The sequence below is a fragment of the Actinomadura sp. 9N215 genome (assembly GCF_044326345.1).
In the GTDB taxonomy this organism is placed as follows: domain Bacteria; phylum Actinomycetota; class Actinomycetes; order Streptosporangiales; family Streptosporangiaceae; genus Spirillospora.
In genome coordinates this window covers 122,848-145,374 of record NZ_JBIRBA010000015.1, presented here as the reverse complement: position 1 = coordinate 145,374, position 22,527 = coordinate 122,848, and the positions used below count along the sequence as shown (strand labels likewise).

Here is a 22,527-nt window from a genome sequence, read left to right as displayed (position 1 = left end):
GGACCGGTCCCCCCAGCGTATCCCGAGCCCGGATGAACCGGACCTGAACGTCCCTGCCAAGATCAGCGCTAGTCGGCGCCGAGCGTCACCTCGACCGTGCTCTCGCGGCCGTCGCGCCGGTAGGTGACCTTGACCTTGTCGCCGGGCGCACGGCTGCGGATCTGCGCGATCAGGTCGGTGGCGTCCTCGATCGGCTTGCCGTCCACCGAGGTGATCACGTCGCCGGCCTTCAGGCCCGCCTTGTCGGCCGGGCCGCCCTTGGTCACCGGCTCCTGCCCGTTGACGGCCTGCGGCATGATCCGGGCGCCGCCCTCCTGGTAGCGGGGGTCGGGGAGCACGCCGAGCTTGGCCTGGCGCACGCTGCCGCTCCTGATGATCTCCTCGGCGACCCGCTTGCCCTGGTTGATCGGGATCGCGAAGCCGAGGCCGATGCTGCCGCTCTGCTGCTCGCCGCCGAGGCCGCCGCCGCCGAGCGTCGCGATCGCGGTGTTGATGCCGATCACGCGGCCCTTCGCGTCCACCAGCGGGCCGCCCGAGTTGCCGGGGTTGATCGCCGCGTCGGTCTGGATCGCGTTGAGGAAGGACGCGTCGCCGCCGCCCTCGCCCTGCGTCGGCACGGCGCGGTTCAGGGAGCTGACGATCCCGGTGGTCACCGAGCCCTGCAGGCCCAGCGGCGAGCCGATCGCGATCACCGGGTCGCCGACGGCGATCTTGCTGGAGTCGCCGACCGCCAGCGCGGGCAGCGAGTGCTGGCCCTCGGGCTTCAGGACGGCGACGTCCGAGCTGGAGTCGGTGCCCTTGACCGTGGCGGGCAGCACCTTCTTGTCGTTGAAGACGATCTGGATCTGCCCGCCCGCGCCGGACACGACGTGGTTGTTGGTGATGACGTAGCCGCCGTTGACGATGAAGCCGGTACCGCCGACCTCGCCCTGCGAGGACTGCGCACGGATCATCACGACGCTGGGCAGCACGCGCTGCGCCACGCCCGCGACCGAGTCCGGCGGACGGGCCTGCACCGGGGTGTCGCTGTCGTTGCTGCCGCCGAGGCTCACCGAGCCGCCGTCGTCGCCGTCGTTGGCCGCGATCACGCCGACCCCGGCGCCGACCGCGCCCGCGACCAGCGCGATGATCAGCGCGACGATCGCGAACAGGCCGAGGCCAGGGCCGCCGCGCGAAGACGACGGGAGCGCCGGGACGGGCGCCCAGTTCGGGCCCCCTCCGGGCGGCATCCCGAAGCCGCCCATCGGGCGGGGGCCGCCGGGCGGCGGGCCCATCGGCGCCGGCGGCGGACCCATCGGCGGCCTGCCCGCCCCGGGCGGGGGCGGCGGGCCCTGATGGGACTGCTGCGGCCAGCCGCCGCCGTACGGCGGCCGCCCCTGCGCGGCCCTCGGGTCCTGGTCGTACGGGACGAACCCGGGCCGCCCGCGGTCGTCGGGCGTGTCCGCGAACGGCCGGTCCGCGATGGGCTTGTCGAGCGGGACGGGCGGCGGCTGCGGCATGTCGCGGGGCGGGGCGTCCTGCAGCGGAACCTCCTGCGGCCCCATGTCGGACGGGCCGGCCCGGGTGAACACGTCCTCGCTGGTGTCGGGCGGGTCGCCGAGCGAGTCCGGCGGCGCGAAGCCGCCCGCGACGAGCCGGTCGGTCCCGTAGTCCGGCTCGGACTCGGACTCGTGCTCCGAGGCCGGTGGCGGGGCCGGGTCGTCGTCGGCCGCGGGCGGGGTGTCCGCCTCGGGCTCCGGGTCGGGTGTGTCGGCCGGCGGCTCCAGGGGGATCTCCTGGTCGGTCACCGTCTCGGGAGGAGCCGCCGCCTCCTGCCGTTCAGGCTCCTGGGCGGGGACGACGTCGTCGTCCTCCGACGGCGCCCTGACCGGCCCGCGGTTGTCTTCCGTCATCCCCATCTCTCCTACCGAGCATGGTCTTCGTGATCCGTGCTCATCGTGCCCGCCACGGCATGTGGCGAGCATAAGACCCTAGGGCAAAGCGCTCATCCCGCGTGATCTTTCAGTCGAACGGGTTCGCGGTGCCGGCGAGGCGGCGGGCGCCGCGGGACACGCGCGTCCAGAACGAAGTGCTGTCGTGGGGCAGGCTCGCGGCCACGGCGTCGGCTGTGCTCTGCGGCGCGTCGGTCAGGACCGTGTACACGTAGCCGTCGCCCGCGGAGACGGCCCAGCGCCGCAGCGACTCGCGGTGGAAGATCGTCCGCCCGCGCCTGACGGTCTTCTGCCAGCCGGACAGGCCCCGCTCGTCGATCACGCCGGGCTGCACGAAGACGGACACGGCGGCGAGGCCGTCGGAGTAGCTCAGATGGACGGCGCCGCCGCCGGTGTCGCGGCGCGCGTCGTGCAGGGTGAGGCGCCCCGGCAGGGCCTTGGGGACGGGCCAGCCGCCGTCGCGGAGGTCGGCGAGGTCGGCGCCGTCCAGCCGGTCGCCCCACACGGACGCGGCGCCCTGGCCGCTGGTCGCGGGGAACCGCGCGGCCCCGCCGCGCGGGGCGCCGAGGCCGTAGGGCGCCGGTTCCGCCGCGGGCACGGTGTAGCTGATCTCGCTGAACCCGGTGGCGACGACGCGGCGGCCGGTCGCGTCGATCAGCTCGCGGTGCAGGAGCAGCCCGGTCTCGGAGTCGATCCAGAACCGTCCGGCGGGGCTGCCGTCCTCGCGGCGGGCCTCGACGACGCGGGCGTGCCGGCCGCAGACGGCGGCGTCGGCCGCGCGGACCACCGAGTAGTTGCGGGTCAGCAGGTCGAGCGTCGCCGCGGTGAAGCCCGTGGGGTCACCGCCGTCCGCGTCGGGCTGGTAGCCGTCGCCGGAGCCCGTCCCGGACCGGTAGCGGACGCCGTCGCCCGGCATGTGGGACACCGTCACGCGGGACGTGCTCGACCGGCTGCGGCTCCACGTCGTCATGAACCGCCTGCCCTCGTAGGGGACGCGACGGGCGGCGTCGGCGGCGGCGCGCAGCAGGCCCACCGCGCCGGGGTCGCTGCGGACGCGCCGCGCGGCGGCCGGGTCGCCCGCGAGCGCCGCGCCCAGGGCGAGCGCGCCCGCAAGCCCGCACACCAGGACGGTGGATCTGCGCCGTCCCGGACGGGTAACGGTCTGCGCGATCACGGCCCCGGGGAGACCTGGACCTGGTTGACCGGGTCGGTGAGCGGATCGGTCATCGGCGCGTCCCCTGAGGTCAGCGCGTGCTGGACGGCGTAGCGGTCGAACGCCGGAGTGACGGTCTGCGGGTCTTCAGCGCCGCCGACGGCGTACGACGCGGCGCCAAGGCCGAGGAACAGGGTCGCGGCGCCCATGACCAGGTAGCGGCGCCGGGGCTGGACGGCGAGCGCGACGGCGCCGCGTCCGGCGGGACGGTTGTCGCGCGGGCGCACGGCGGACGACGGACGCACCGGGCGCGTCGCCGACCGGAGCGGGCGCGCGGTGTGCCGTACCGGGGCTCCAGCGGGCGGACCGGCGGGCTCCAGCGCGGCGTCGGGGGCCGCGGGCGCACCGGCCGCCGCCCCGGGCAGGGAGCGGAGCCGGGTGAGGAAGTCGGAGGACGGAAGCTCGTCGGTCTCGTCCAGCCCCCGCAGCCGGCCCTTGAGCTTGCGCAGCGAGGCGACCTCGTCCCTGCAATGGTCGCAGCACGCCAGGTGGGCGAGGGCGCGGTCGCGCTCCTCATGTCCCAGCTCGCCGTCGACCAGAGCGGTCAGACGCTCCCCCAGACAACTCACGCGGCCTCCGTCTTTCCCGTTCTGTCATCCGCGCGGTCCCGTCACCGCGCGGTGAACACTGCTTTACACGCCCTCCGGCTGAGGCCGGCCGCCTGCCGCGTGCAGGCCTCCGTCCTCGTCGTCGGTCCCCCTGGCGTCCTGGTGACTGCCGTCCAGCTCGGCGGCCTCCATGAGCATGGCGTCCGCGGGCTGGAACTCGTTGCGCGTGCCGGGCCTGCGCCGCGTCGGCGCGCGGTGCTCCAGGGCGCCGCGCAGCTGCGCGCGTCCCCGGTGGATGCGGCTGCGCACGGTGCCCAGCTTGACGCCGAGCGTCGCGGAGATCTCCTCGTACGACAGGCCCTCGATGTCGCACAGCACCACGGCCGCACGGTATTCGGGGGCCAGCGCGTCGAGTGCGGCCTGGACGTCGGCGTCGAAGTTGCTGTCGTCGAACGCCTGCGCCGGGGTCGGCTCACGACCCTGGAGGCGTTCGGCGGCGTCGTCGGCGAGCCCCTCGAAGCGGATCCGCTGGCGGCGGCGCGCCATGTCGAGGAACAGGTTCGTGGTGATCCGGTGCAGCCATCCCTCGAACGTCCCCGGCGTGTAGTTCGACAGGGAACGGAACACGCGGACGAAGACCTCCTGTGTGAGGTCTTCGGCGTCGTGCTGGTTGCCTGTCAGCCGGTACGCGAGCCGGTACACGCGCGTGGAGTGCTCGCGGACGACCTCGTCCCAGGACGGCGGTGCCCATTCTGCCTCGGGGGCGTTCTCGCGAGTGCCCGCGACGCTACCAAGCCCCTGCCTGGGGCCGACCCCCACAGCGCTTCTGAAACTGAGTGCTGCGACTCCCATGGTGCCGGGCTGTTCCTCTCTCGTGAGCCAAGGTCTCGCCTTGGAACGGCACGGTCTCGCCTGGGCTGGGGCGGTTCTGGACCGACTGGGTTCTCGTGGGTTCAACCCGCGCATGACGGGTTCCTTCTCTGGTTACAACGCGCTGAAACTCCGGTTGGTTCCCTGGCAGCGATAAGGTCGTTGCAGCATGAGCCAGGCGGGGGTCCCGCGAGGAGGCAGCCATCGACGCCGACCAGGCCACACTGGCCTATGTGGAGGATTTCCTCCCCGAAGACGAGCCGCTGCTGGACGCCAGGCGCCGCGGCCAGGAGATCGGCGCGTCGCCGATCGGCGCGGCGGGCGGCGCGGCGCTGCGTTTCCTCGCGACGCTGATCGGCGCGCGGACGGTCGTGGAGATCGGCTCCGGCTGCGGCGTGTCCGGCGTCTGGCTGATGCGCGGCATGCCGAAGGACGCGGTGCTGACGAGCGTCGACATCGAACCCGAGCACCAGCGGCTGGCGAAGCAGGCGTACGCGGAGGCCGGGCTCGGCTCCTTCCGCACCCGGATGATCACCGGGCCGGCGCTGGAGGTGCTGCCGCGGCTCACCGACGGCGCGTACGACATGGTGTTCTGCGACGCGCAGAAGCGCGAGTACCCCGAGTACCTGACCGGCGCGCTGCGGCTGCTGCGGCCGGGCGGCGTCGTGGCGTTCGACAACGCGCTGTGGGGCGGCCGGGTCGCCGATCCCGACCGGCGCGACCCGGACACCGAGGCGATCCGCGAGGTGCACCGGATGATCCGCGAGGACGAGCGGCTCGTCCCGCTGCTGGTCCCGGTCGGCGACGGCCTGCTGTGCGCGGTGAAGCGCGACTAGCCCGTGAGCGAGGCGGAGGCCGCCGCCGCGGGTGAGGTGTTCGCGGTGCGGCAGCGGGTGACCTGGCGGGGGATGTGGCGGCTGACCGCCTTCCTGATCATGTTCCTGGCGTCGGTGGCGTTCGTCGCGGGCGGTGCGATGCGCGGCTCCGGTGCCGCCGGCGTCACCGTCATGGTCCTCGGCGTGGCGGGGCTCGGGCTGTTCGGCGCGGGGCTGCTCGCGTCGGCGGGGGGCATGCTGGCGCGGCGTCCCGTCCTGGAGTTCGACGGCGGCGGGGTGCGGCGCCCGGCGCGCTGGCCGCTGCCCGGCCGGTCCGGACGCGTCCTGCCCTGGCCGGACGTGGCGGCGATCGCGGCGCTGCGGCGCGGCGCCGCGGGAACCCGCCGGGGCGAGCAGGACTACCTGGTGTTCCTGCCGTCCGCCGAGCTGGCGGAGATGGCGCTGACGTCGGAGCGGCCGCGGCTGGTGGCGCTGACGCTGCGGGACGTGCCGGCCACGGCGGACGCCGTGCCGTGGTCGTTCGCGGTGGACGCGGCCTGGGACGCGACGCTCCCGCAGATCGTCAAGCAGGCCCGGCGGTACCGCCGCGTCCCGGTGATCGACCGCCGCACGAAGTGATAAGCCGAGCGGAGCTCGTCGTTTGAATGGTGGCGGGCGGGGGCTGGAGGACGGTCTGCCGACCGGAGGCCGTCAGGCGGTCTGGGCGGTCAGCCAGGTGAGGAGGAGGCGGACGCCGAAGCCCGTCGCGCCGCGGGTGAGCTCGGCGTCGTCGGACGCGGCGCGTCCCGGCCCGGCGATGTCCAGGTGGGCCCAGGGGCGGTCGCCGGCGAACTCGCGCAGGAACAGCGCCGCCGTGATGGACCCGCCGCCGTAGCCGCCGCGCCCGATGTTGTTGATGTCGGCGACGTCGGAGTCGATCGCGGCGCGGTAGTCGTCGACGAGCGGCAGCCGCCACACCTGCTCGCCCGACGCCGACCCGGCCCGGGCGAGCTCGGCCGCGAGCGCGTCGTCGTTGGCGAACAGGGCCGCGTGCCGCAGGCCCAGCGCGACCTTCGCAGCGCCGGTCAGGGTCGCGACGTCCACGATCACGTCGGGGGCCAGCTCGGCGCGGGCGTAGGCGAGCGCGTCGGCGAGGACGAGCCGTCCCTCGGCGTCGGTGTTCAGCACCTCCGAGGTCGTCCCGCCGTAGTGGGCGATCACGTCGCCCGGCCGCATGGACGACCCGGACGGCATGTTCTCCGCGGCGGCGACCAGCCCGGTCACGCGGGTGCGGACGCCGAGGCCGCGCAGCGCGCCCATCGCGGCGATGACGGCGGCGCCGCCCGCCATGTCGGTCTTCATGGCCTTCATGCCGTCGTTTGGCTTGAGGGACAGGCCGCCGCTGTCGAACGTGATGCCCTTCCCGACGAGGACGACGTGCCGCTCGGCGGGCCCGTCCTCCGGGGTGTAGGAGAGCTCGATCAGCCGGGGCGGACGCGACGACCCGCCGCCGACCGCGACGAGGCCGCCGAAGCCCTCGTTCACCAGCTCCTTCTCGCCGCGCACGCGGACGGTCAGGCCCGTCTCCGCGGCGACCTGACCGGCCTGCGCGGCGAGCCACGACGGGTCCTTCTCGCGGGACGGCGTGTTGGCGAGGTCGCGGGCCAGGGCCGTCGCGCGCGCCCGTGCCGTGCCCAGCTCGATCGCGGGCGCGTCGGCCGCGGGACCGGCCTCGGTGAGGACGGCCAGCGTGCCGAGCGCCTTCTTCGCGGGCGGGGCGCCGATCTTGAACTCGTAGCCGGCGAGCAGCGCGCCCTCGACGAACGCGGCGAGGTCCCCGGTGGGGACGCCCGCGACCAGCGCGGTGCGGCCCTTGCCGCGGCGGGCGAGTGCGGCGCCGGCCTTGCGCAGGTCGGCCGGGGCCGCTTCGCCCACCCCGTACAGCAGCAGTTCCCGCATCCGGTCGCCGAGCCGGACCTGGGTGGCCGTGATCTCGCCTGGCTCGCCCTTGGCGCGGTGGAGCTCCAGCAGCTCGTCCAGGGTGAACGGCAGCGACTGTGCCACCTCGGCGGCGGGCGCGACCGGCCCGGACACGACGGGCACCGCCACAGCCTCCGCTTCCAGGTCGACCGCGGTCTGCGACACGGTGCCGCCGGCGCCTTGGATGCGGGTCTCGATGGGCATGTCGGCGAATCCCCCAGGTTCTCGGTCGGGTGTGTTTCAGGCGGGAATGGCAAGGGCCCCGGCGAAACCCGCCGGGACCGTCACCAACAAGCCGGGAACGGCGATCGCCGTCAGCCCACGACGCCCTTGAGGGCCTCGCCGAGCTCCTTGGCCTCGTCGGCGGACAGCTCGACCACGAGACGTCCGCCGCCTTCCAATGGGACCCGCATGACGATTCCGCGTCCCTCCTTGGTCACTTCGAGCGGACCGTCTCCCGTCCGCGGCTTCATCGCCGCCATGCGTATCCCCTTCCTGCGTAGGGCCGCGGCCTTCGCACACCGTTGGCCGCGTGGCCGCGTGTCGCATCCGCGTCATCAGTAGTGGTCCATTATCTCGTCTTCCGGGCGCGAAGTGGTAACGATCAGCCTCCAGATCGGAAGATGAGAGGATCGGCGGAGGGCTTGCGGGAGGGGACGACGATGGCCGAGACCGTGCTGTACGACGTGACCGACGGCGTGGGGACGATCACACTCAACCGTCCGGACGGGATGAACTCGCTGACGGTCGAGATGAAGGAACTGCTCCGCGCGACCGTCGTGCGCGCCGCCGCCGACCCGGCCGCCCGCGCGGTGATCCTCACGGGCGCGGGACGGGCGTTCTGCGCCGGTCAGGACCTGCGCGAGCACGGTGACAACCTCGCCGCCGGGAAGGGGCTGGACGACACCGTCCGCAAGCACTACAACCCGATCGTGCTGGCGCTGGCGGGGATGCGGAAGCCGGTGGTCGCGGCCGTGAACGGCGTCGCGGCGGGGGCGGGGGCGTCGCTGGCGTTCGCGTGCGACCTGGCCGTCGCGTCCGACAAGGCCCGGTTCGCGACCGCGTTCACCGGGATCGGGCTCGCGCCCGACAGCGGCATGTCGTGGACGCTGCAGCGCCTCGTCGGCCGCGCGAAGGCGTCCGAGCTGCTGCTGCTCGGCGAGCCGGTGAAGGCCGAGCAGGCGCTGGAGCTGGGTTTGGTGAGCCGGGTCGTCCCGGCGGACGAGCTGGCCTCCGCGTCGGTGGAGCTGGCCCGCCGCCTCGCCGCCGGTCCGACGGTCTCCTACGGCGCGGTCAAGGCGGCGCTCGACTTCGCGGCGACGCACGATCTGGCGGCCGCGCTCGAACGGGAGGCGGAGCTCCAGGACGAGTGCGAGAGGACCAGCGACCACCACAACGCGACCGAGGCGTTCCTGAAGAAGCAGCAGCCCGCGTTCGAGGGCCGCTGAAGGCCGCTGAGCGCGGCTGAGGACGCAGGCTCGGGTCTCCACGTGGGGGCGGGTGGGGCTGTCCCCACCGCAGGCCCGGGAGCGGGCGTCAATGCGCGCGAGGGGCCTCCGGCGGTTTGCTGGACGGCATGATCCAGACAACCGCCGTTCCCCCTGCCGGGCAGGTCCACGACCACGTCGCCGTGACCCGCGACGTGGTCAAGTCGTACGGGACGGGCGACGGCGCGGTGACCGCGCTGCGCGGCGTCTCGGCGGCGTTCCCCCGCGGCCGGTTCACCGCGATCATGGGTCCGTCCGGCTCGGGGAAGTCGACGTTCCTGCACTGCATGGCCGGGCTGGACGCGGTGACGTCCGGCTCCGTGCTGATCGGCGACGTCGACATCACCACGCTGACGCGGACGCGGCTGACCAAGCTGCGCCGCGACAGGCTCGGGTTCGTGTTCCAGTCGTTCAACCTGCTGCCGATGCTGACGGCGGAGGAGAACATCCGGCTCACCGGACGGCTCGGGAACCGGCGCGCCGACCGGCAGTGGTTCGACACGATCGTAGACGCGCTGGGCCTGCGGGAGCGGCTGGCGCACCGTCCGAGCGAGCTGTCCGGCGGGCAGCAGCAGCGGGTCGCGGTGGCGCGGGCGCTGCTGACCCGTCCCGAGGTGCTGTTCGCCGACGAGCCGACCGGCAACCTGGACTCGCGGTCGGGCGCCGAGGTGCTCGGGTTCCTGCGCCGCGCCGTCGACGCCTACCGCCAGACGGTGATCATGGTGACGCACGACCCGGTGGCCGCCGCGCACGCCGACCGGGTGCTGTTCCTCGCCGACGGGATGATCGTGCACGAGCTGCACTCCCCCACCATCGACCAGGTCCACGCCGCCATGCGGCGGATGGAGGGCTGAGCGCGTCATGTGGCTCATCGCGCGCCGCTCGTTCACCGGCGGCTGGAAGCAGCTGACCGCCACGCTGCTGGCGGCGATGTTCGCGATCGGGCTGATCGCCGGGTCGCTGCAGTTCACGTTCCGGGCGCAGGAGGCGGTGGCGGGCACCGACGCCAGCGAGTACGCCCGCGCCGACGTGCTGGTGCTCGGCGGGACGACCGACCCCGGCGACGTCTACGCCGCCCCGGACGGGCAGGTGCCGCTGGACCGGGTCGCCGGACGTCCCGGCGTGGCCGCCGTGGCCGGGGACGCGACGGTCCCGGTGACCGCGACCGGCTCCGACGGAAAGCTCATCCTGCCGCCGGCGGGGGCGTCCACCCAGCTCAGGCCGTGGACGCCCGAGCCGCGGCTCAACCCGTACCACCTGGAGGACGGGCGCGCCCCCGCCGCCGACGGCGAGGTCGCCGTCACCCGGCACGTCGCCCGCGCCGGCAAGCTGGGCGTCGGCGACCCGCTGCGGACGACGCTGCCGAAGCAGACCCGCGCCATGAAGATCGTCGGGATCGTCACCGTTGAGGGGCGCAGCGCCGTCGCGAGCGGTGACCTGCTGCTGGCGCCGCCGGAGACCGTCCGGCGGGCGGCCGAGCTGCCGCCCGGGACCTGGCAGGGCGTGTGGGTCAAGGCCGCGCCCGGCGTGCAGGCCGGGGAGCTCCGCGCCGGGCTGGCCCGGGACCTGCGCGGCGAGGACGCCACCGTGCGGACGGCCGGCAGCGTCCGGCACGCGCAGTCGGCCACCCTCGACTCCGCGAGCACCTCGGTCGGCGGCTCGCTGGGGATGCTGGCGTCCCTCGCCGTGTTCGTGGGGCTGTTCGTCGTCGCCAACACGTTCGGCACCCTCGTCCGGCAGCGGACCCGGCGGCTCGCGCTGCTCAGCGCGATCGGCGCCACACCCCGCCAGATCAAACGGCTGATCCGGCTGGAGGCGCTCGCGCTCGGGATCGTCGCGTCCATCGGCGGCGTCCTGGTCGGCTACCCGGTGTCGGGCGCCCTCACCGACCTGTTCGCCAAGGACGGCTTCGACATCTCCGTCGCCGACGCCGACTTCGGCTGGATCGCCCTCACCGCGCCCACCCTCGCCGGGATCCTCGTCACCCAGCTCGCGGCCTGGCGCGCGGCGCACAGGGCGTCCCGGATCGCGCCGATGCAGGCGCTGCGCGCCGCGAGCACCGACACGGCCGGACGGCGCTGGCCCCGGATCATCGGCGCGCTCACCGTGTTCGCCTTCGCCTTCATGCTCTACGGCGCCGTGTTCGGGATACGGAGCGAGGAGCCGCCGGGCGTCGAGCGCACGGTCGGCGTCTGCATGCTGATCCTGATGGGGTCGATGACGATGGTGGCGGGGCTCGCCGTCCTCGCCCCGTTCTTCGTCGGCCCGCTCGGCGGCCTGGTCGGACGCATCGGCACGGCCGTCAGCGGGGAGGCGGGACGGCTCGCCCGCGCCACCATCACCCGCAGCCCCCGCCGCGTGTCATCGGCCGCGTCCTCGCTGATGCTCGGCGTCGCGCTCGTCTCCGCCACGGCGATGATCGTCCTGTCGGTGAACGCCAGGTTCGACAGCGCGGGCAAGGAGGTGATGCTGGCCGAGCACGCGATCGCCGCGTCGGAGAAGACGTCCGACGGCCAGGCGCCGCTGCCCCGCGACACCGTCGCCAAGGCCGCCGCCGCGCCGGGCGTGTCCCGCGCGATGGCGCTCACCGGCACGTCCGCCGAGCTCGTCGCGCCGCCGCCGAAACGGCCGTCGCCCGGGGAGGAGCCCGAGCCGGTGTTCCTGGACGTGACCGGCGCCGACCCGGGCGCGCTGCCGTCCGTCCTGGACCTCGGCGGGAGCCTGCGGCCGCTCCGGCCCGGCGAGATCGGCGTCACGTCCACGGTGCTGAAGGCGAACAAGCTGAAGAAGGGGCAGCGGGTGGTGGTCCGCGGCAACCGCGGCAAGGTCCCGCTGACCATCGCGGGCGCCTACCACGACCCGTCCCACCTGTTCGCCGACCAGGCGCTGGTGTCCTCCGCCACCATGGACCGCCTGGATTCGGGGGCGGGCACGCGGGCCGTCCTCGTCCGCGGCGGCACCAAGGACGGCCTGGCGCGGGCCGTCGCGGACGTGCCGGGCGCGCAGGTGCTCGACAAGTCCGGCTACGTCAAGACGGCGGCGAAGGCGATGACCAACGGCATCAGGGTCATCTACGGCTTCATCGGGATGGCGCTCCTGCTGGCCCTGTTCGGCATGGCGACGACCGTGTCGATGAGCGTCGGCGAACGGACCCGCGAGTTCGGGCTGCTCGGCGCCGTCGGCGCCACCGCGGCGCAGATCCGCTCGGTGGTCCGCTGGGAGGCGGCGACGGTCGTCCTGCTCGGCACGCTCCTCGGGCTCGGCACCGCGCTCGGCACCGGCCTCCTCATGCACGTCGGGACGGGCAGCTCGTTCCTGGCGCCGAACCCGCCCTGGTGGCTGTTCGTCGTGGTCATCGCGGGCGCGGCGGGCGTCACCCTGGCGACGTCCGCCCTCCCCGCCCGCCGCGCCTCGGCCGTGCCGATCCTGGAGGCGGCCAAGGCCGAATGAGGCGGATCCGCCATGACCCCAGCCATCGCCGCAACCCCGCAACGACCTCAGTCCTCGCGATCGCGACCGAAGGCAGGTTTCGAGCCTGCGAGAAACCTGATCGCGCAGCGAGCCGCTAGGCGAGCCGGAGCGATGCAGCGATCGCACGCGTTGCTCGTGGCTGGAAGGCGGTCACGCCTTCCAGCCACGAGCAACGCCACGGAAATCGCAGCCGGTGAGGTGGTCGTCGACGAGGCCGCAGGCCTGCATGAGGGCGTAGGCGGTGGTGGGGCCCACGAAGCGGAAGCCGTGCTTCTTCAGCTCCTTGGCCAGGGACTTCGACCCGTCGGTGTACGCGGGCATGTCGTCCATGTCGGCGTACGCGGGCGCGTCGGGGTCGGCGTAACGCCAGGCGGTGGCGGCGAGGCCGCCCGGGAGGTCGAGGGCGGCGCGGGCGTTGGCGATGGACGCCTCGATCTTGGCCCGGTTGCGGACGATCGACGCGTCCGCCATCAGCCGCTCGACGTCGCCGGGACCGAACGCGGCGACCTTCTCGGGGTCGAACCCGTGGAAGGCGGCCCGGAACGCCTCGCGCTTGCGGAGGATCGTCAGCCACGACAGCCCGGACTGGAACGCCTCCAGGCAGAGCTTCTCGTAAAGGCCCTGGTCGTCGCGGACGGGACGCCCCCACTCGTCGTCGTGGTAGGCGACGTAGTCGGGCGCCGACAGGCCCCACGGGCAGCGGGCCAGCCCGTCCTCGCCCAGAATCGCGGTGGTCACCCGCCCGTTCTACCTCACGACTCCGACAAAACGGCAAGACGGCGGAGGCCGAGGCGCATGAACGCCTTCACGACCGGACCGGCGACGAGCCATCCCGCGCGGCCGAGCGGACCGAGCGGCAGGTCGACGCGTTCGGCCCACACGATGCGGCTGCCGGTCCCCTCTGGGACGATCTTGAACCAGGCCTCGCCGCGCACCACGCGTCCGGTGTGCCGGACGGCGACACGGCTGCCAGGCCGCCAGTCGGTGATCACCATCGTGTCGAGGAACCCGACGGGGCCGACCCCGGTCCGGGCGCGCAGCTCGTCGCCGGCCTTCCGGCCGCCCTCCGCGCTGGTGAACGGCATCCACTCGGCGTGCCGCGGCCAGTCGGTCAGGACGTCGAAGAGGCGATCGGCGGACGCGGACGAGACCGCCTCCGCATGGACGGCGACGCGGCTCACGGACGTTCCTCCGCCGCGCCGCCCACCCGCTCGTCCTGGGTCTCGTCCTTGTCGAGGCGCGGTGGCCGGTCACCGTTCGCGCCCGGCAGGGCGTGCGGGTCGGCCAGCGTGCGCGGATCTTCTGGGGTGCGCGGGTCGTCCAGGGTGCGCGGGGCTTCCAGGACGTGTGGGTCTTCCAGGCCGTGTAGGGCGCCGATCGAGCCCGCGCCGTGGCGCAGGTCGTGGAGCTGCTGTTCGAGCATGGCGACCCGGGCGTCGCGCTCGGAGAGCGCATGCGACACGCGGCGCAGCGCCTCGTCCATCACGTGCGGCTGGTAGCCCCAGAACGTGCGCGGGAACCGCATGTGGGCGACCTCGGGGCCGGTGATGGGACGGCCGTCGGCGCCGAGCGGAAGCCGCGGATAGTCGGGATGGGTCTCGGCCAGCTCGCCGCCCCTGCCCATGGCGAGGAGCACGACGGCGCCCAGCACCGCCACGCCGGCCAGGACGAGAACCACGACGACCACGATCACGCTCCGATCTGCCTGACGTCCCTCTGTAAGGACGATTCCCGAACCCAGATCGTGCCACGCTTTACGGCATGGACGTGCGAGAGCGGAAGGTCCTGTCATCGGGCGCGCCGGTGCCGGACGGTGTCGTGGACGCGGGCACGGCGCCCCCTGCGGGCCGTGTGGAGCGGCTCACGGCCGCCGGGGACGCGGTGCTCGTCACGCTGGAGACGGACGCGCGGGAGCCCGATCCCGGGCTGCTCGCCGCGGCGTCCGTCTACGCGTGGCTGGGCGCGGCGGTGTTCCGGGTGCCGGATTCGCAGGCGGACGGCGTCCGGCAGGTGCTGGACATGGTGGCGTCCATCCAGGGCGCCCGGCCCCCCGCCGTCGCCCGCCGCGGCCTGGCCTGACCTCCGCCTCGCCCGGCGCCCCTCCGCCTCGCCTGACCGTGGACCCCGTCTAGCCGCGGAGGCGGTGCCAGGGGCCGGTGATCGCGAACGTCGCGCCCGGGTCGGACTGCCGGTTCGCGAACAGGACGCGGCCGTCCGGGGAGAAGGTCACCCCGGTGAACTCGCTGCCGTTGAGGGCGTTGCGGGCCATCGCGAACGGCTTGTTGCGCCGCGTGGTGCCGACGAGGTACTGCTCGCCGTCGCCGTCCTCGGCCAGGATCACGCCGCCGCCGTACGGGGAGACGGTGATGTTGTCCGGGCCGTCGAAGCGGCCGCCCGGCTTGAAGATGAGCTGGAGCTCGATCTCGTTGCGGCGCGGGTCGTACGTCCAGACCTGCCCGGCGTGGTCGCCCGCGGCGCCGTCCTCCTTGCTGGAGAAGCTGCACACGAAGTACGCCTTGCCGTGGCCCCACCAGGCGCCTTCGAGCTTCTGGCTCCGCGTGATCGTCTCGAACTGCTTGCGGACGGACGTCTGCTTCGCGGACGGGTCCGGCACGTCCACCCACTGGGCGCGGAGCTTCGTCCCGGGCTCGGTGACGAGCGACAGGTCGGGGACGTTCGGCACGTTCAGCGCCTCCAGCTCCCCGCCCTTCAGGTAGGCGTGGTAGCCGCCGCGGTGGGCGCGGGGACGGAACCGGTAGAACAGCCCGAACGGCCCGGACGCGTCCTCGGTCAGGTAGGCGGTGAGGGTGTGCGGGTCGACGGCGACGGCCTCGTGCGCGAACCGGCCGAGACCGGTCAGCGGGACGGGCTTGGTGCGCCGCCCGTACGGGTCGACCTCGAAGACCCAGCCGTGGCTCTTGGTCTCGCCCTTGAAGCCCTCGGTCTCCTCGCAGGTCAGCCACGTCCCCCACGGGGTGCGGCCGCCGGCGCAGTTCACGGCCGTCCCGGCGAGGCTGACGTACTGCGACACCAGGCCGCCGTCGCGGTCGACCAGCAGGTTGGTCGTGCCGCCGGTGGCCGCCGGGTCGTAGGTCAGCTCGGGCGGCGCGACGGTGCGGGTGCCGCCGTTGCTCTGCTCGTGGTTGCGGACGAGGATCGTCTGCCCGCGGCGGCCGTGGCCCCGCTCGCGCTCGCGCTCCCGGGCGCTCCAGTTGGGCCAGTCAGGGAAGTCGGGGAAGTCGGGCCAGTGCGGGAAGTGGTCGTGGCCTCCGCGGGCGGGGTACGTGGCCGTCCCGTCGTGTTTGCCGGGGACGACGACGCCGCTGGAGATCGGCTCGCCCTCCACCGACAGCGTCTTGTATGAGAAACCCTTGGGCAGATCGAGGACGCCCTTGGGGTCGGGGACGAGCGGGCCGTAGCCGTACGCCTCACCGGTGTCGGCGCCCGCGGAGGTCTGGAAGATTCCGTCCAGGCTTCCGGCGAGTGCGATGGACATCGCACCGGCGGCGCCGCCCTTGACGACTCCGCGACGGGTCACGGACATGGGCACTCCTTCACGTGAGGGGATCACGCGGGAGCCTGGTCGCCGCCCCTGAACCAGCGGTGAACGAGCACCGGCCGGGTGGCAAACCCCCAGGACAATCTTCAGTTTCCGGACTTCGGGACCCGCTCAGGAGGGGGTTCCGGGCCGGCGCGTTCCCGCGCCCGCGAGCCCGGCGACCTCGGTCATGACGGAGGCGGCCAGGTCGAAGCCGCCGACGCAGGCGAGGTAGCCGGGGGCGTCCCAGTCGTGGCCGCCCGGCCGCCCGCCGAGCGGCAGGTACGTCCCGCCGGCCTGCCTGACCAGGAGCATCGCGGCGGCGATGTCCCAGGCGTTGATGGACGAGTCGTAGGCGACGTCCGTCCAGCCGGCGGCGATGTGCGCGAGCGTGAGGGCGGCGCTGCCGGGCCTGCGGACGGTGGCGAACGCGTCCACCATCAGGCCGAAGCGCCGCAGGGTCTCGTCGCGGTCGCCGTCGGCGAGGTCGCGCGGGCTGGGGTAGGACGAGGCGGCCACGGCGGTCGCGTCGTGGGTCGCGCCCCGGCTGCGGAGCGGCTCGCCGTTGCAGGTGGCGCCGTCCAGGGTCGCGGTGAACATGTCGTCGCGCACCGGGTCGTACACGGCGCCCGCGACCAGCTCGTCGCCCGCGACGGCGGCGATCGACACGCACCAGAAGGGCAGGCCGACCGCGAAGTTGGCCGTCCCGTCGATGGGGTCCACGTACCAGCGGATCCCGGAACCGCCCGAGCCGGACGAGTCGCCGCGCGCGCCGCCCTCCTCCCCCACCACGACGCTGCCCGGGGTGTGCTCGGCGAGCACCTCCCGGATGGTCTCCTCGGCCGCGCGGTCGTGCTCGGTGACCGGGTCGTGGAAGTCGGTCTTGACGTCGACCTCCGGACGCGAGCGGAACGCCGTCCGCAACCGGCCGCCGGTGGTCCGGGCGGCGAGTTCGGCGATCGCGGCGAGCTCCCGTGAGGCGGGCACGTCGGCGTTCATTCGGCTCCTTCGGGTGACGGCTTGCGGGCAGGCGGACGCAGGCAGGGCGGACGCCGGTCAGGCGGGCAGGAGGCGCTCCAGGAGGCGCGCGGCGGTGATGACGCCGACGACCGCGCCCTCCTCGGGGCGGCGCTCGTTGTCGGTGACGGCGACGACGGGGCTCCGGGCGCCCGCCATCACGCTCGCGATCTCCATGACGGTCGCGTCGAGGTCGACGACGGGGAGCGGGATCCGGTCGTCCTTCAGCAGGTCGGCGACGGTCCGGTCGGCGAGTTTCGCGCACAGCCGGTCGGCGTGGCGCTCGTCGTAGACGCGGGCGAGGGCCGGGTCGTCCCGGACGTGCGCCGGGACGATCTGCCGCAGCAGCCGCGAGCCGGGGACCACCGCGACGGCGCGGCCCTCGCCGTCCACGACGACCAGGCCCGGAAGGCCCTGACCTGCGAGGAGACGGGCCGCGTCCATCGCGCTGTCGGACGGCGTCACGGTCGGGTACTCGGCGGCGAGTTCACGGGCGCGCACATTCCGACGTTATCCGATGCCCAGAGCTCCGCCTCGGCGCCGGACGCGGGCTAGAGCTCCGCCTCGGCGTAGTCCTCCGGGGAGAACTCGATGCGCGGCTGGGAGCGTTCCAGCAGGTCGAACGCCTCGGGGACGGAGTTCGTCCAGCCGATGGCGTCCCAGATCTTCGCGCGGGCGAAGCCCTGCTCGGTGAGGCCCCGCATCAGCTCCCGGAGCGGGTCGTAGACGCCGGTCGGGTCGAGGATCACGACGGGCTTGGCGTGCATGGCGAGGACGCGGGCCGTCCACACCTCGAACAGCTCCTCCAGCGTGCCGATGCCGCCGGGCAGGACGAGGAACGCGTCGCTGCGGCGGTCCATCTCGCCCTTGCGGGTGCGCATGTCGGGGGTGACGATCAGCTCGTCGTTGTCCTCGTCGGAGATCTCGACGCTGACCAGGCCCTCGGGGATCACCCCGACGGTGCGGGCGCCGCCGGCCCGCGCGGCGCGCGCGACCGCGCCCATGCACGAGACCTGGGCGCCGCCGCTGACGAGGCTGTGCCCGCGCCGGGCGAGCTCGGCTCCGGCCTGCGCCGCGAGGTCGACGTACCGGCGGTCGATCGTCCCGCTGGACGAGCAGAAGACGCAGACGGCGAGGCGCTTCGGGGATTCCACCGGCCCAATCCTACGGGCCGTCCGACGCCGGACGGGGGGGTCGGCGCCGGACGGCCCTGCTGGCGGACGGAGCAGGATGGATCAGTGCATGGCGAGGTCGCGGCGACGGAAGCCGACCATGCCGAGGACGGCCAGCACGGCGGCGATGGCCGCCAGCCAGACCAGCGGCATGACGGCGAAGTTCTGCCCGATCTTCGGGATGTGGGTGAACGGCGAGACGTCCATCACCCCCTCGCTCAGGTCGAGGCTCGGCCCGAACATGGAGATCGCCCCGAACAGGCCGACCGCCGCCCAGGCGCCGCCGGCGGTGAGCCTGGGCGCCAGCCCGAACAGCGCGAGCGCGATCGCCGCGACCAGCCACACGGCGGGCAGCTGCGCCATCGCGGCGCCGAACACGCGGGGCAGTTCCCCGCCGACGTCGCCGGCGTTGAGGCCGTGCGTCAGCCCGGCCGCCGTGCCGGAGACGGCCAGCGCGACAGCGGGCCCCAGCAGGGCGAACACCAGATGGCTGGACGCCCACCTGAGCCGTCCGGTCGCGGTGGCGAGCAGCGGCTCGGCGCGCTGCCCCGACTCCTCGGTGCGCAGCCGCAGCGCGGCCGACACCGCGTAGGCGGCGACGATGATGCCGAGGATGCTCATCACGGAGGCGAAGTAGGCGTCGGTGATCCCGGACTGGCCGCCGATCTTGGTGAAGATCTCCTCCAGCTCGGGGTTGTCCTCCACCATGTCCTCGATGCCCTTGGCGAGCGCGCCGAAGATCACGCCGAGCGCGGCGAACCCGGCGAGCCACCCGTACATGGGACGGCTCTGCAGCCGCCAGCCGAGCCCGAACGGCCCCGAAAGCCGCACCGACGCGGCGACCGGCCCGAGCTTCGGGGGCAGGATGCCGGCGCCGACGTCGCGGCGCGCCTGGAGCGCCCCCGCGGCGGCCACCAGGACGGCGATGAGCGCCGCGACGAGCGCGAGCGTCCACCAGCGTTCGCCGCCGAAGGCGCGCATCCGGTTGGTCCAGCCGAACGGCGACGCCCAGCCCAGCCACGTCAGGCCGCTGTCCTTGCCGCCGACGTCGGCGGCCATCCGGATCGCGAACGCGGCGCCGAGCGCGGCGAGCGCGATCCCGCGGGCGGCGCCCGCGCCCTCGCTGAGCTGCGCCGTGACGCCCGCGACCGCCGCGAAGAGGCAGCCGGCCGCGGCGAGCTGCAGCCCGAGGGCCAGCGACCCGGCGAGCGGGAGGTCCTGGGCCGTCAGCCCGGCGGTGAGCAGCAGGGCGAGGACGAGGTTCGCCGCCATCGTCACGATGAGCGCGGCGGCCAGGCCCGCGCCGCGTCCGGTCACGGTGGCGCCGAGCAGCTCGCGGCGTCCCGCCTCCTCCTCGGTGCGGGTGTGCCGGACGACGGTCAGCGCACTGATCAGCCCGACCACGACGGGGATGAACCCGGAGCGCTGCGCGATGATGGCGCCGAGGCTGGTGTCGTACAGCGGCCCGTAGAGGGCGAGGAACGTCGGGTTGGTGCCGGTCGTGTCGGCGTAGTGGAGCCGGTCGGCCGCCTCCGGGTAGAGGTTGTCGGTCGCCCCCACGAAGCCCATCGGGATGACCGCGAACGCGATCACCCAGGCGGGGAGCAGGAACCGGTCGCGGCGCAGGATCAGCCGGACCAGCCCGCCCGTTCCGACGAGCGCGGTCATCGCGCGACCTCCTCAAGTTCCTCCTTGTAGTGGCGGAGGAAGAGCTCCTCCAGCGTCGGCGGACGGCTCGTCAGGCTCCGGACGCCGATCTCGGTGAGCTGCCGCAGCGCCTCGTCGAGCCGCGGGGTGTCGACCTCGAACCTGATCGTGGTGCCCTCGATGTGGATGTCGTGGGCGCCGGGCAGCGGAAGGCCGTCCGGCGGGGCCGCGAGCTCGGCGTGGATCGACGTGCGGGTCAGGTGCCGCAGCTCGTCCAGGGTGCCGGTCTCCACGGCGGCGCCGTTGCGGATGATCGTCACCCGGTCGCAGAGCGCCTCCACCTCGGACAGGATGTGGCTGGACAGCAGGACGGTCCGCCCGTCGCGCCGCTCCTCGCGGATGCACTCCTGGAAGATCTCCTCCATGAGGGGGTCCAGGCCGGAGGTCGGCTCGTCGAGCAGCAGCAGCTCGGCGTCGGACGCCAGCGCCGCGATCAGCCCGACCTTCTGCCGGTTGCCCTTGGAGTAGGCGCGGCCCTTCTTGCGCGGGTCCAGCTCGAAACGTTCCAAGAGCTCGGCTCTGCGGCGCGGGTTCGTCCCGCCGCGCATCCGGCCGAGCAGGTCGATCACCTCGCCGCCGGACAGGTTCGGCCACAGCGTCACGTCGCCTGGGACGTAGGCGAGGCGGCGGTGCAGGTCGGTCGCGTCGCGCCAGGGGTCGCCGCCGAGCAGCCTGGCCGTGCCCGAGTCCGGGCGCAGCAGGCCGAGCAGGACCCTGATGGTGGTCGACTTGCCCGCGCCGTTCGGGCCCAGGAAGCCGTGCACCTCTCCCTGCCGGACGGTCAGGTCCAGCCCGTCCAGCGCGCGGGTCTGGCCGAAGGTCTTGACCAGACCGGAGATCTCGACGGGGGGCGTCTTCTCGGTCACCGGTTCTCCTCGTTGGGTGACTGCTCGCCGGCGGCGAGCATGCTCTTCATGGCGGCGCGCGCCTGTGCGGCCAGCTCCGGCGACAGCAGCCTGTCGTCGTAGATCTCGATCATCGCGAGCGCCATCCGGGGGTAGCCCTCGCTCGTCAGGACGTCGGCGCCGAGGGATCGCGTCAGGTGGTCGTGCAGGACGAACGCGCCGAGGCTCATGCCGGTCATGACGACCGCGTAGGCGTGCAGGTCGTCGGACTCGGGACTGGCCACCCCGGGCCTGCCGCTCTCGAGGACCTCTTTGGTGTAGACGACTATGTCGTCGAACAGCGCCGCCGCCGCGGGCGATCCGTCGGTCATCGCCCGGGCGACGTAGCGCTGGATGGGCAGGGTCGTCCGCAGGGCGAGCTCGGTGAATCCGGGGCTGGCCATCCCGCCTTGGAGCGACTCGTCCTTGACCTCGCGGATGGCCCGCATGACGTACTCGTCGCACGCCTCGCGCAGGGCCTCCTTGGTCCCGAAGTGGTGCTGGACGAGCGCGGGCGAGACGCCGGCGGCCTTCGCGATGCCCCGGATCGTCGCGCCCTTCACCCCGCGTTCCGCGAACTCCAGCAGCGCGGCGTCCCTGATCCGGGCCTTGCCGGTCAGATCCTCGGCCCGCTCCCTGCCCCGCATCTTCACCACCTGTACAAACGATCAGTAAGCTGTACCGATGCACACTGTACCCCTGTACAGGCAGGGTGTCCAACCGGGGCCGGCCGCCGCGGACGGCCCCTCCGGGACGCGGTTCCGGGACGCGGTTCAGCCGCCGCCGGGGAGCTCGCCGAGCGTCACCTGGACCCGCTGCTTCTTCCCGTCCGGCCGCTGGATCTCGACGTTCGCGATGCCGCCTGGACTGAGGTTCGCCAGCACCGACGCCAGCGCCGTCTGGTCGGGCGTGGCGGTGCCGTCCACCGACAGGACCAGGTCGCCCGGCTCGATCCCCGCCTTCGCCGCGCCGCTGCCCCGCTGGACCTCCACGACCGCGACCGCGGACCGCCGCCCGCTCTGCGGGTCGACGATCGTCCGGACCGTCACGCCGAGCGCCGCCCGCCCCGAGTCCGACACCTTCCCGGACCTGATGAGCTGCGGGACGATCCGCTTGACCGTGTCGCTCGGCGTCGCGAACCCGATCCCGGCCGCCGGCGCGCCGATCGACGGGTCCGACGCGGCGGCGGTGGGCACGCCGATCACCTGGCCGCTCAGCGTGACCAGGGCGCCGCCGCTGTTGCCCGGGTTGATCGCCGCGCTCGTCTGGATGGCGTCGGCGATCGTCGATCCCTGGAAGTCGCCCTCGCCCTTGGTGGAGACCGTCCGGTGCAGCGCGGACACGATCCCGTTCGTGACGCTGCCCGCGAGGCCCAGCGGGTTGCCCATCGCCAGGACGATCTGCCCGACCTCGGCCTTGCCCGACTCGCCCCACGACGCCGGGCGCAGCGACCCGCCGGACACCTTGACGACGGCGAGGTCGTCGGCCGCGAACGCGCCCACGGGGTCGGCGTTCAGCGGCGAGCCGCCGCTGGCCGCCGTCACCTGGATCCTGTTCGCCCCGGCGACCACGTGCGCGTTGGTGACGATGTTGCCGTGGCCGTCGTAGACGACCCCCGATCCCTCGCCCCGGTCGGTCTGGATCTTCACCACCGACGGCAGGACGGCGTCCACGACCTTCTCGTACTGCTGCTGGAGGTCCGCCGCAGGCCCGGCGCTGACCGGGGCGGACGTCCGCGCGGCCGTCGATCCGGCGCCCTCGTCGCCGCTGCACCCGGCGAGCGCCAGCGTCCCCGCCGCCACCGCCGCGCATGCCTTGACCTTCGCTTTCCTCTCCACGCTCCCCACCTCCCGGACGGGTTCCTTCCCTCCTCCCGGAGATCAGGCATGGGAGG

Annotated in this window: 22 protein-coding genes and 1 pseudogene; 6 read left to right on the top strand and 17 right to left on the bottom strand. The window is 73.8% G+C overall.

Features of this window, described 5'->3' with window-relative positions:
* Window positions 1-68 precede the first annotated feature (68 nt).
* The 4 genes and pseudogenes from ACH34T_RS24465 to sigE all read right to left on the bottom strand — a co-directional run.
* On the bottom strand, window positions 69-1,892 hold the full coding sequence (locus ACH34T_RS24465; protein ID WP_396023236.1) for a S1C family serine protease: 1,824 nt from the start codon (window positions 1,890-1,892) through the stop codon (window positions 69-71).
* A gap of 109 nt (window positions 1,893-2,001) precedes the next feature.
* Window positions 2,002-3,105: a MucB/RseB C-terminal domain-containing protein gene (locus ACH34T_RS24460; RefSeq protein ID WP_396023235.1), complete on the bottom strand. Its 1,104-nt coding sequence runs from the start codon at window positions 3,103-3,105 to the stop codon at window positions 2,002-2,004.
* Entirely contained in the window at window positions 3,102-3,713 is a 612-nt protein-coding gene (locus tag ACH34T_RS24455) for an anti-sigma factor family protein (RefSeq protein WP_396023234.1), read from the bottom strand. Before ACH34T_RS24455 ends, ACH34T_RS24460 begins: the two co-directional genes overlap by 4 nt.
* 222 nt (window positions 3,714-3,935) lie before the next feature.
* Window positions 3,936-4,544, bottom strand: a pseudogene (gene sigE, locus ACH34T_RS24450) (RNA polymerase sigma factor SigE); the annotation flags it as partial.
* A 251-nt stretch (window positions 4,545-4,795) separates the two neighbouring features.
* Between sigE and ACH34T_RS24445 the strand changes: the two are divergent.
* Window positions 4,796-5,398 carry an O-methyltransferase gene (locus tag ACH34T_RS24445; RefSeq protein WP_396023233.1) on the top strand — a complete coding sequence of 201 codons (603 nt, stop codon included), beginning with the start codon at window positions 4,796-4,798 and terminating at the stop codon, window positions 5,396-5,398.
* A gap of 3 nt (window positions 5,399-5,401) precedes the next feature.
* Entirely contained in the window at window positions 5,402-6,016 is a 615-nt protein-coding gene (locus ACH34T_RS24440; protein WP_396023232.1) for a hypothetical protein, read from the top strand.
* Window positions 6,017-6,088: 72 nt separating this feature from the next.
* Here ACH34T_RS24440 and ACH34T_RS24435 read toward each other — a convergent pair whose 3' ends face one another.
* Together ACH34T_RS24435 and ACH34T_RS24430 are read right to left on the bottom strand one after the other, a co-directional pair.
* Complete coding sequence (locus ACH34T_RS24435; protein ID WP_396023231.1) at window positions 6,089-7,561, bottom strand: leucyl aminopeptidase; 1,473 nt, start codon at window positions 7,559-7,561, stop codon at window positions 6,089-6,091.
* A 110-nt stretch (window positions 7,562-7,671) separates the two neighbouring features.
* Window positions 7,672-7,839, bottom strand: coding sequence for a DUF3117 domain-containing protein (locus tag ACH34T_RS24430; protein ID WP_083946426.1), 168 nt, complete (start codon window positions 7,837-7,839; stop codon window positions 7,672-7,674).
* 180 nt (window positions 7,840-8,019) lie between these two features.
* On the opposite strand from ACH34T_RS24430, the gene ACH34T_RS24425 reads away from it, so the two are divergent.
* From ACH34T_RS24425 to ACH34T_RS24415, 3 genes are all read left to right on the top strand, one after another.
* Window positions 8,020-8,805 (top strand): enoyl-CoA hydratase-related protein, encoded by a 786-nt coding sequence (locus tag ACH34T_RS24425; protein WP_396023230.1) that lies wholly within the window; start codon window positions 8,020-8,022, stop codon window positions 8,803-8,805.
* A gap of 128 nt (window positions 8,806-8,933) precedes the next feature.
* The gene (locus tag ACH34T_RS24420; RefSeq protein WP_396023229.1) at window positions 8,934-9,698 is read left to right on the top strand and encodes an ABC transporter ATP-binding protein; all 765 of its coding nucleotides are present in this window, start codon (window positions 8,934-8,936) and stop codon (window positions 9,696-9,698) included.
* A gap of 7 nt (window positions 9,699-9,705) precedes the next feature.
* Entirely contained in the window at window positions 9,706-12,294 is a 2,589-nt protein-coding gene (locus tag ACH34T_RS24415) for an FtsX-like permease family protein (RefSeq protein ID WP_396023228.1), read from the top strand.
* Between the two features lie 171 nt (window positions 12,295-12,465).
* Here the strand turns inward: ACH34T_RS24415 and ACH34T_RS24410 are convergent, their stop codons facing one another.
* The 3 genes from ACH34T_RS24410 to ACH34T_RS24400 are packed head-to-tail and all read right to left on the bottom strand — an operon-like array spanning window position 12,466 to window position 14,002.
* A complete protein-coding gene (locus ACH34T_RS24410; RefSeq protein WP_396023227.1) occupies window positions 12,466-13,053 on the bottom strand; it encodes a DNA-3-methyladenine glycosylase I in 588 nt (195 codons plus the stop codon).
* Window positions 13,054-13,067: 14 nt separating this feature from the next.
* Window positions 13,068-13,496: an SRPBCC family protein gene (locus tag ACH34T_RS24405; protein WP_396023226.1), complete on the bottom strand. Its 429-nt coding sequence runs from the start codon at window positions 13,494-13,496 to the stop codon at window positions 13,068-13,070.
* Window positions 13,493-14,002 carry a hypothetical protein gene (locus ACH34T_RS24400; RefSeq protein WP_396023225.1) on the bottom strand — a complete coding sequence of 170 codons (510 nt, stop codon included), beginning with the start codon at window positions 14,000-14,002 and terminating at the stop codon, window positions 13,493-13,495. Before ACH34T_RS24400 ends, ACH34T_RS24405 begins: the two co-directional genes overlap by 4 nt.
* Window positions 14,003-14,076: 74 nt before the next feature.
* On the opposite strand from ACH34T_RS24400, the gene ACH34T_RS24395 reads away from it, so the two are divergent.
* Entirely contained in the window at window positions 14,077-14,394 is a 318-nt protein-coding gene (locus ACH34T_RS24395; protein WP_396023224.1) for a hypothetical protein, read from the top strand.
* Window positions 14,395-14,443: 49 nt separating this feature from the next.
* On the opposite strand, the gene ACH34T_RS24390 is transcribed toward ACH34T_RS24395, so the two are convergent.
* The 8 genes from ACH34T_RS24390 to ACH34T_RS24355 form a co-directional block, all read right to left on the bottom strand.
* On the bottom strand, window positions 14,444-15,859 hold the full coding sequence (locus ACH34T_RS24390) for an alkaline phosphatase PhoX (protein ID WP_396023223.1): 1,416 nt from the start codon (window positions 15,857-15,859) through the stop codon (window positions 14,444-14,446).
* Window positions 15,860-15,985: 126 nt separating this feature from the next.
* Window positions 15,986-16,852, bottom strand: a complete 867-nt coding sequence (locus ACH34T_RS24385; protein WP_396023222.1) for an inositol monophosphatase family protein — start codon at window positions 16,850-16,852, stop codon at window positions 15,986-15,988.
* A gap of 57 nt (window positions 16,853-16,909) precedes the next feature.
* Window positions 16,910-17,371 (bottom strand): CBS domain-containing protein, encoded by a 462-nt coding sequence (locus ACH34T_RS24380; protein WP_396023221.1) that lies wholly within the window; start codon window positions 17,369-17,371, stop codon window positions 16,910-16,912.
* Window positions 17,372-17,421: 50 nt separating this feature from the next.
* Window positions 17,422-18,024 (bottom strand): TIGR00730 family Rossman fold protein, encoded by a 603-nt coding sequence (locus ACH34T_RS24375; protein ID WP_396023220.1) that lies wholly within the window; start codon window positions 18,022-18,024, stop codon window positions 17,422-17,424.
* An 81-nt stretch (window positions 18,025-18,105) separates the two neighbouring features.
* Entirely contained in the window at window positions 18,106-19,710 is a 1,605-nt protein-coding gene (locus ACH34T_RS24370; RefSeq protein WP_396023219.1) for an ABC transporter permease, read from the bottom strand.
* Window positions 19,707-20,615, bottom strand: a complete 909-nt coding sequence (locus tag ACH34T_RS24365) for an ATP-binding cassette domain-containing protein (protein WP_396023218.1) — start codon at window positions 20,613-20,615, stop codon at window positions 19,707-19,709. Before ACH34T_RS24365 ends, ACH34T_RS24370 begins: the two co-directional genes overlap by 4 nt.
* Window positions 20,612-21,280 carry a TetR/AcrR family transcriptional regulator gene (locus ACH34T_RS24360; RefSeq protein ID WP_396023217.1) on the bottom strand — a complete coding sequence of 223 codons (669 nt, stop codon included), beginning with the start codon at window positions 21,278-21,280 and terminating at the stop codon, window positions 20,612-20,614. The genes ACH34T_RS24365 and ACH34T_RS24360 overlap by 4 nt, the downstream gene beginning before the upstream one ends.
* Before the next feature lie 126 nt (window positions 21,281-21,406).
* Window positions 21,407-22,471 (bottom strand): S1C family serine protease, encoded by a 1,065-nt coding sequence (locus ACH34T_RS24355; RefSeq protein ID WP_396023216.1) that lies wholly within the window; start codon window positions 22,469-22,471, stop codon window positions 21,407-21,409.
* Window positions 22,472-22,527 lie beyond the last annotated feature (56 nt).

What these genes read in the sequence shown, in the direction of transcription:
- ACH34T_RS24465 (WP_396023236.1), bottom strand. Translation starts at nt 1,892, where the DNA reads ATGACGGAAGACAACCGCGGGCCGGTCAGGGCGCCGTCGGAGGACGAC.
- ACH34T_RS24435 (WP_396023231.1), bottom strand. Translation starts at nt 7,561, where the DNA reads ATGCCCATCGAGACCCGCATCCAAGGCGCCGGCGGCACCGTGTCGCAG.
- ACH34T_RS24430 (WP_083946426.1), bottom strand. Translation starts at nt 7,839, where the DNA reads ATGGCGGCGATGAAGCCGCGGACGGGAGACGGTCCGCTCGAAGTGACC.
- ACH34T_RS24425 (WP_396023230.1), top strand. Translation starts at nt 8,020, where the DNA reads ATGGCCGAGACCGTGCTGTACGACGTGACCGACGGCGTGGGGACGATC.
- ACH34T_RS24420 (WP_396023229.1), top strand. Translation starts at nt 8,934, where the DNA reads ATGATCCAGACAACCGCCGTTCCCCCTGCCGGGCAGGTCCACGACCAC.
- ACH34T_RS24415 (WP_396023228.1), top strand. Translation starts at nt 9,706, where the DNA reads ATGTGGCTCATCGCGCGCCGCTCGTTCACCGGCGGCTGGAAGCAGCTG.
- ACH34T_RS24395 (WP_396023224.1), top strand. Translation starts at nt 14,077, where the DNA reads ATGGACGTGCGAGAGCGGAAGGTCCTGTCATCGGGCGCGCCGGTGCCG.
- ACH34T_RS24390 (WP_396023223.1), bottom strand. Translation starts at nt 15,859, where the DNA reads ATGTCCGTGACCCGTCGCGGAGTCGTCAAGGGCGGCGCCGCCGGTGCG.
- ACH34T_RS24385 (WP_396023222.1), bottom strand. Translation starts at nt 16,852, where the DNA reads ATGAACGCCGACGTGCCCGCCTCACGGGAGCTCGCCGCGATCGCCGAA.
- ACH34T_RS24370 (WP_396023219.1), bottom strand. Translation starts at nt 19,710, where the DNA reads ATGACCGCGCTCGTCGGAACGGGCGGGCTGGTCCGGCTGATCCTGCGC.
- ACH34T_RS24360 (WP_396023217.1), bottom strand. Translation starts at nt 21,280, where the DNA reads ATGCGGGGCAGGGAGCGGGCCGAGGATCTGACCGGCAAGGCCCGGATC.